The organism is Mycobacterium sp. E2462 (assembly GCF_001672685.1).
Taxonomy (GTDB): domain Bacteria; phylum Actinomycetota; class Actinomycetes; order Mycobacteriales; family Mycobacteriaceae; genus Mycobacterium.
In genome coordinates, this window is the sequence record NZ_LZKC01000267.1 from 1 (window position 1) to 5548 (window position 5548).

Annotated in this window: 6 protein-coding genes; 2 read left to right on the forward strand and 4 right to left on the reverse strand. The window is 71.9% G+C overall.

Annotation, left to right across the window (positions count from 1 at the left end):
• The 3 genes from A5714_RS13285 to rfbD form a co-directional block, all read right to left on the reverse strand.
• Positions 1–767 (reverse strand): NDP-sugar synthase (locus A5714_RS13285; protein WP_156747304.1); only part of this gene is annotated, 767 nt, incomplete at its 3' end.
• An 8-nt stretch (positions 768–775) separates the two neighbouring features.
• On the reverse strand, positions 776–1672 hold the full coding sequence (locus A5714_RS13290) for a glycosyltransferase family 2 protein (RefSeq protein WP_068285786.1): 897 nt from the start codon (positions 1670–1672) through the stop codon (positions 776–778).
• Positions 1665–2570 (reverse strand): dTDP-4-dehydrorhamnose reductase, encoded by a 906-nt coding sequence (gene rfbD / locus A5714_RS13295; protein WP_068285788.1) that lies wholly within the window; start codon positions 2568–2570, stop codon positions 1665–1667. The genes A5714_RS13290 and rfbD overlap by 8 nt, the downstream gene beginning before the upstream one ends.
• 97 nt (positions 2571–2667) lie before the next feature.
• Between rfbD and A5714_RS13300 the strand changes: the two genes are divergently transcribed.
• Together A5714_RS13300 and A5714_RS13305 are read left to right on the forward strand one after the other, a co-directional pair.
• Positions 2668–4146, forward strand: a complete 1479-nt coding sequence (locus A5714_RS13300) for an LCP family protein (RefSeq protein ID WP_068072770.1) — start codon at positions 2668–2670, stop codon at positions 4144–4146.
• Positions 4134–4859, forward strand: a complete 726-nt coding sequence (locus A5714_RS13305; RefSeq protein ID WP_197513681.1) for a TIGR03089 family protein — start codon at positions 4134–4136, stop codon at positions 4857–4859. Before A5714_RS13300 ends, A5714_RS13305 begins: the two co-directional genes overlap by 13 nt.
• On the opposite strand, the gene A5714_RS13310 is transcribed toward A5714_RS13305, so the two are convergent.
• On the reverse strand, positions 4843–5484 hold the full coding sequence (locus tag A5714_RS13310) for a hypothetical protein (protein ID WP_068285789.1): 642 nt from the start codon (positions 5482–5484) through the stop codon (positions 4843–4845). The two genes, A5714_RS13305 and A5714_RS13310, sit on opposite strands and share 17 nt — an antisense overlap.
• Positions 5485–5548 lie beyond the last annotated feature (64 nt).

The following is a 5548-nucleotide window of genomic DNA, read 5'->3' on the forward strand; positions in this document are numbered from 1 at the left end:
GCGCCGTCGTGCACCCACTGTTCGCCGCGGTGGCCCCGCAGGGCCGGTGACGGCGCGATCCCGCGCACCAGGTCCGCCGACCCGCGCACGAAGTCCTCCGGCGTCCCCATGTCGCGCCAGTAGGTGGCGTCGACGTAACCGCACACCTTCACGCCGGCGTCGGCGAGCAAGTTGGGGAACACCTCGCGCTCGACGGAGACCTCGCGGCCCGTCGGGATCCGTTCGATGATGTCGCGGCCGAAGATATAGGTGCCGGCGTTGATCTGGTCGGTCGGCGGATCTTGCGTCTTCTCCACGAAGGCGGTGACCCGGCCGTCGTCGTCGGTCGTCACGCAGCCGAACGCGCGGGGATCGCCGACCCGGACCAGGTGCAGGGTGACGTCGGAGCGCTGCTCGGTGTGGAATTCCAGCATCTGGCGCAGGTCCGCGCCGGAGAGCACGTCGCCGTTGAACACCATCGCGGTGTCGTGGCGCAGGTGGCCGGCCACGTTGGCGATGCCGCCGCCGGTGCCCAGCGGCCGTTCCTCGGTGACGTAGTCGATTTGCAGGCCCAGCTTGGAGCCGTCGCCGAACTCGGCCTCGAACACTGCGGCCTGATACGACGTGCTGAGGATGACGTGCTCGATGCCGGCCGCGGCGATCCGCGACAGCAGGTGGTTGAGGAACGGCAGCCCGGCGGTGGGCAGCATCGGCTTGGGCGCCGAGAGGGTCAGCGGCCGCAACCGGGTGCCCTTGCCACCGACCAGCACCACCGCGTCGACCGTCAACGGGTTCGTCAACTCAGCGTCGCCTTTCCGCGTCGGGAGGTGCGCAGCGCGCTGCGCACCATCAGCCGGGAGCGCGCCGCCAAGGAGGCCCGCAGCGTCCAGCGCAGCGGGGCGCGCCACCAACCGGAATGCCGGTCGGCGAGAAACATATACGTGCTCCGGTGGTGGGCCGCGAGGTGGCTGGCCGGGTCGTCGCCGGTGGAGTGGCCCTTGTGGTGCAGCACCTCGGACGACGGCACGTAGACGCTCAGCCAGCCGGCCTGCCCCAGGCGGTCACCGAGATCGACATCCTCCATGTACATGAAGTAGCGCTCGTCGAAGCCGCCCACCTGCCCGAACGCGGTCCGGCGCACCAGCAGGCAGGACCCGGACAGCCAGCCGACGACCCGCTCGCTGGGCTCCAGCCGCTCCTGGCGGTAGGCCGCCGACCACGGGTTGCGCTTCCAGAACGGCCCGACGACCGCGTGCATGCCGCCGCGGACCAGGCTGGGCAGGTGGCGGGCCGACGGGTAGACCGATCCGTCGGGGTCCCGGATCAGCGGGCCCAGCGCGCCGGCCCGCGGCCAGCGGCCGGCCGCGTCCAGCAGCGCGTCGATGCTGCCCGGGCCCCACTGCACGTCCGGGTTGGCGATGATGACCCAGTCCTGGCCCGCGCCCTCGCTCTCCGACAGCTCGGCGACCGCGCGGTTGACCGCGGTGCCGTAACCGAGGTTGGCGCCGGTATGGAACAGCCGGACGTTGGGGTAGCGCTCGACGGCGGCCTCGGGCGTTCCGTCGGTGGAGCCGTTGTCGGCGAGCAGCACGCACACCTGACGCTCGGTCGCCAGCGACAGCGAGGCCAGGAAACGTTCGAGGTGCGGGCCCGGCGAATAGGTCACCGTCACGACCGGCAGGACGTCAGTCACGCGTCGAGGGTAACGGTCGATCCGCGGCGACGGCGCCGTCCAGGGCGGCGTTCAGGGCCGCGACCAGCGCGGCCCGCCAGGGCCTGAGCGGGCGCAGCCCCGCCGCCGCGGACTCGCGGCCGGACAGCGCGGAGTAGGTCGGGCGGGGCGCCGGGCGCGGGAACTCGTCGGTGCTCACCGGATGCACCCGGGACGGGTCGGCGCCGCACTCCTCGAAGATGGCGCGGGTCTGCTCGTAGCGCGACACCGCGCCCTCGTTGGCGGCGTGCAGGACCGGTCCGGGCACCCCGTCGTCGGCGATCTGCAGCAGCGCGTCGGCCAGGTCGGCGACGTAGGTCGGCGACCCGGTCTGGTCGTCGACCACGTTCACCGGGCCGTCACCGGCGGCCAGCCGGCGCATGACCGCGACGAAGTCCTTGCCGGTGCCGCCGGTGTAGACCCAGGCGGTGCGGACGACGACCGCGTCCGGCAGCGCCGCCAGCACGGCCCGCTCCCCCGCCAGCTTGGTCACCGCGTAGACGCCCTGCGGTGCGGTCGGGTCGCTGGGCTCGTACGGGCGCGGCTCGGCCGGCGCGTTGCCACCGAACACGTAGTCGGTGGAGACGTGGAGCAGCCGGGCGCCGGCACGCGCACAGGCGCGGGCGATGTGTTCGGGGCCGGTGGCGTTGACCGCGTGCGCCCGCGCCTGGTCACTTTCGGCGCCGTCGACGTTGGTGTAGGCCGCGCAGTTGATCACCACGTCGCCGCGCTGCACGATGCGCTCGGCGGCGCCGGGGTCGGTGATGTCCCATTGCGACGAGGTGAAGGCGACCGCGTCGCGGCCCTGACGCGCCGTCAGCGACGCCAGAAAACCGCCCAACTGGCCGCCGGCACCCGTGATCACGATCCTGCCCGACATGGTTTTCAGTCTGGCATGCCCCGAAAAGTTGGGGCGATCCCTGGGCACGCGGGGCTCGTTACCCGTGAAGCGCGTGTGTCGCAAGTAGCCTAATGGGATGCCTGTGCATCGTGTGATTCGTGTGATTGCCACCGCGCTGACGCTGCTGGTCGTCGTCGGCACCGGGATCGCATGGACCAATGTCCGCTCCTTCGAGAACGGCATCTTCCACATGTCGGCGCCCTCACTGGGCAAGGGCGGCGACGACGGCGCCATCGACATCCTGCTGGTGGGCCTCGACAGCCGCACCGACGCGCACGGCAACCCGCTGTCCCAGGAGGAACTGGACACCCTCAAGGCGGGCGACGAGGAAGCCACCAACACCGACACGATCATCCTGATCCGCATCCCGAACAACGGAAAGTCGGCGACGGCCATCTCGATCCCGCGCGACTCCTACGTCGCGGCGCCCGGCCTGGGCAAGACCAAGATCAACGGCGTCTACGGCCAGACCCGCGAGTCCAAGCGCGCCAGCCTGGTGCGCGCCGGCGACTCCGCCGCCGACGCCGCCGCGCAGGGCACCGAGGCCGGCCGCGACGCGCTGATCAAGACCGTCGCCGACCTGACCGGCGTCACCGTCGACCACTACGCCGAGATCGGCCTGCTGGGCTTCTCGCTGATCACCGACGCGCTGGGCGGCGTCGACGTGTGCCTCAAAGAGCCGGTGTTCGAACCGCTTTCGGGCGCGGACTTCCCGGCGGGCCCGCAGCGACTCAGCGGCCCGGAGGCGTTGAGCTTCGTGCGCCAACGCCACGAGCTGCCCCGCGGCGACCTCGACCGGGTGGTGCGCCAGCAGGTGGTAATGGCGTCGCTGGCCCACCGCGTCATCTCCGGCCAGACGCTGTCCAGCCCCGCCACCGTCAAGCGGCTCGAGGCGGCCGTGCAGCGCTCGGTGGTCATCTCCGCCGGCTGGGACGTCATGGATTTCGTGCAGCAGATGCAGAAGCTGGCCGGCGGCAACGTCGCGTTCGCCACCATCCCGGTGCTCGACGGCGCCGGCTGGAGCGATGACGGCATGCAGAGCGTGGTGCGGGTGGACCCGCATCAGGTCGCCGACTGGGTCGGCAGCCTGCTGCACAACCAGGAGCAGGGCAAGACCGAGGAGATCGCCTACACCCCGGCGAAGACCACCGCCAGCGTCGTCAACGACACCGATATCAACGGCCTGGCGGCCGCGGTGTCGGATGTGTTGAGCGCCAAGGGTTTTGGCGCGGGCACGGTGGGCAACAGCGACGGCACACACGTCAAGACCAGCCAGGTGCGCGCCGCCAAGAGTGACGATCTGGGCGCCCAGCAGGTGTCCAAGGAGCTGGGCGGGTTGCCCGTCGTCCCGGACACGTCGCTGGCGCCCGGGTCGGTGCGGGTGGTCTTGGCCAACGACTACAGCGGCCCCGGCTCGGGGCTCTCCGGCGGCTCGTCGGGCGGGCCGGTGCTGGCCGCCAAGGCGTCGAACACCGGACCGGCCGCCGACCCGAACGTGCCGGCGCCGTCGCCGATCCTGACCGCTGGTTCCGACAAGCCGGAGTGCATCAACTGAGCGCGCCGGCGACGCTGTCCGGGGCGATCCTCGATCCGCTGCTGCGGGCCGACCCGGTCGGACCGCGCATTACCTACTACGACGACGCCACGGGTGAGCGCATCGAACTGTCGGCGGTGACCCTGGCCAACTGGGCCGCCAAGACGGGCAATTTGCTGCGCGACGAGCTGGGCGCCGGCCCGGCCAGCCGGGTCGCCATCCTGCTGCCGGCACACTGGCAGACGGCCGCGGTGCTGTTCGGCGTGTGGTGGATCGGCGCGGAGGCGGTGCTCGACGGCCCGGCCGACCTGGCGCTGTGCACCGCTGAGCGGCTCGACGAGGCTGACGCGGCGGCACCCGGTGGCGAGGTGGCGGTGCTGTCGCTGGACCCGTTCGGCCGCCCCGCCGACGGCCTGCCGATCGGGGTGACGGACTACGCCACCGCGGTGCGGGTGCACGGCGACCAGATCGTTCCGGAGGCCCGGCCCGGCACGGCGCTGGCCGGCCGCACTGTCGAGCAGGTCCGGGCGGAGTGCGAAAGAGCCGTTGCGACAAGGGCTTTGACGTCGCGGGATCGGGTGTTGTCCACCGCGTCGTGGCCGGGACCGGCCGAGCTGGTCGACGGGCTGCTGGCGATCCTTTCGGTCGGCGGCTCGCTGGTGCAGGTGGCCAATCCCGATCCGGCCGCGCTGCCGCGCCGCATCGAGACGGAGAAGGTCACCCGGGTGTTGTGAAGCCGGGGTACCACGGCGTCGTCGCGCGGCGGTGCCGCAGCACCGCGGTGACGACGAGGGTGACGATGCCCGCCACCGCGATCCCCACTCCCGCCAGCCCGCCGAGGATCGTGGCGACGAACGCGGCGGTGCTGGGCTTGTCCCCCACGCCGAAGGTGTCCGCGGGCGCTCCCGTGCACGCGATCGTGTAGTCACCCGAGTCGACGGCGTCGATCGTGAAGAACGCGTCCCAGTGATTGAGCGTCATGTTGCCGTCGTAGCGCTGCAGGCGAGGACGCTGGGTCGAACCGCCGTCGACGTCGCAGTGCACGCGATGCCGCCCGGACCCCTCGTCGTTGTCGACGTAGATGACCTTCGTCGCGCCGGCGTCGATGTGCACGGTCGTCGACCCGCCGCTGCCGAAGGTGTGCTCGGCCGCGGGTCGCTTGCTCAAGATGGTGACCAGCCCCACCCCGAACACCGTGGCGCCGAGGATGATCCCGACCGCGAGGAGCCCGGCACCCACCGCGTACCAGTGCTTTCGGGGCGCCGGTTTGGGCGGGGCGGCGGGCGGGCCCGGACTCCAGCCGTAGTGCGGCCCGTAGCCCGGCGGCTGGCCGGGAAAGGGGGGCGGATCGATCGACATGACGGGCTCCCTCCGACCCCCCGACCGTAATCGCCAGCCCGCCCCGCGCAAGCCTTCGCCCACA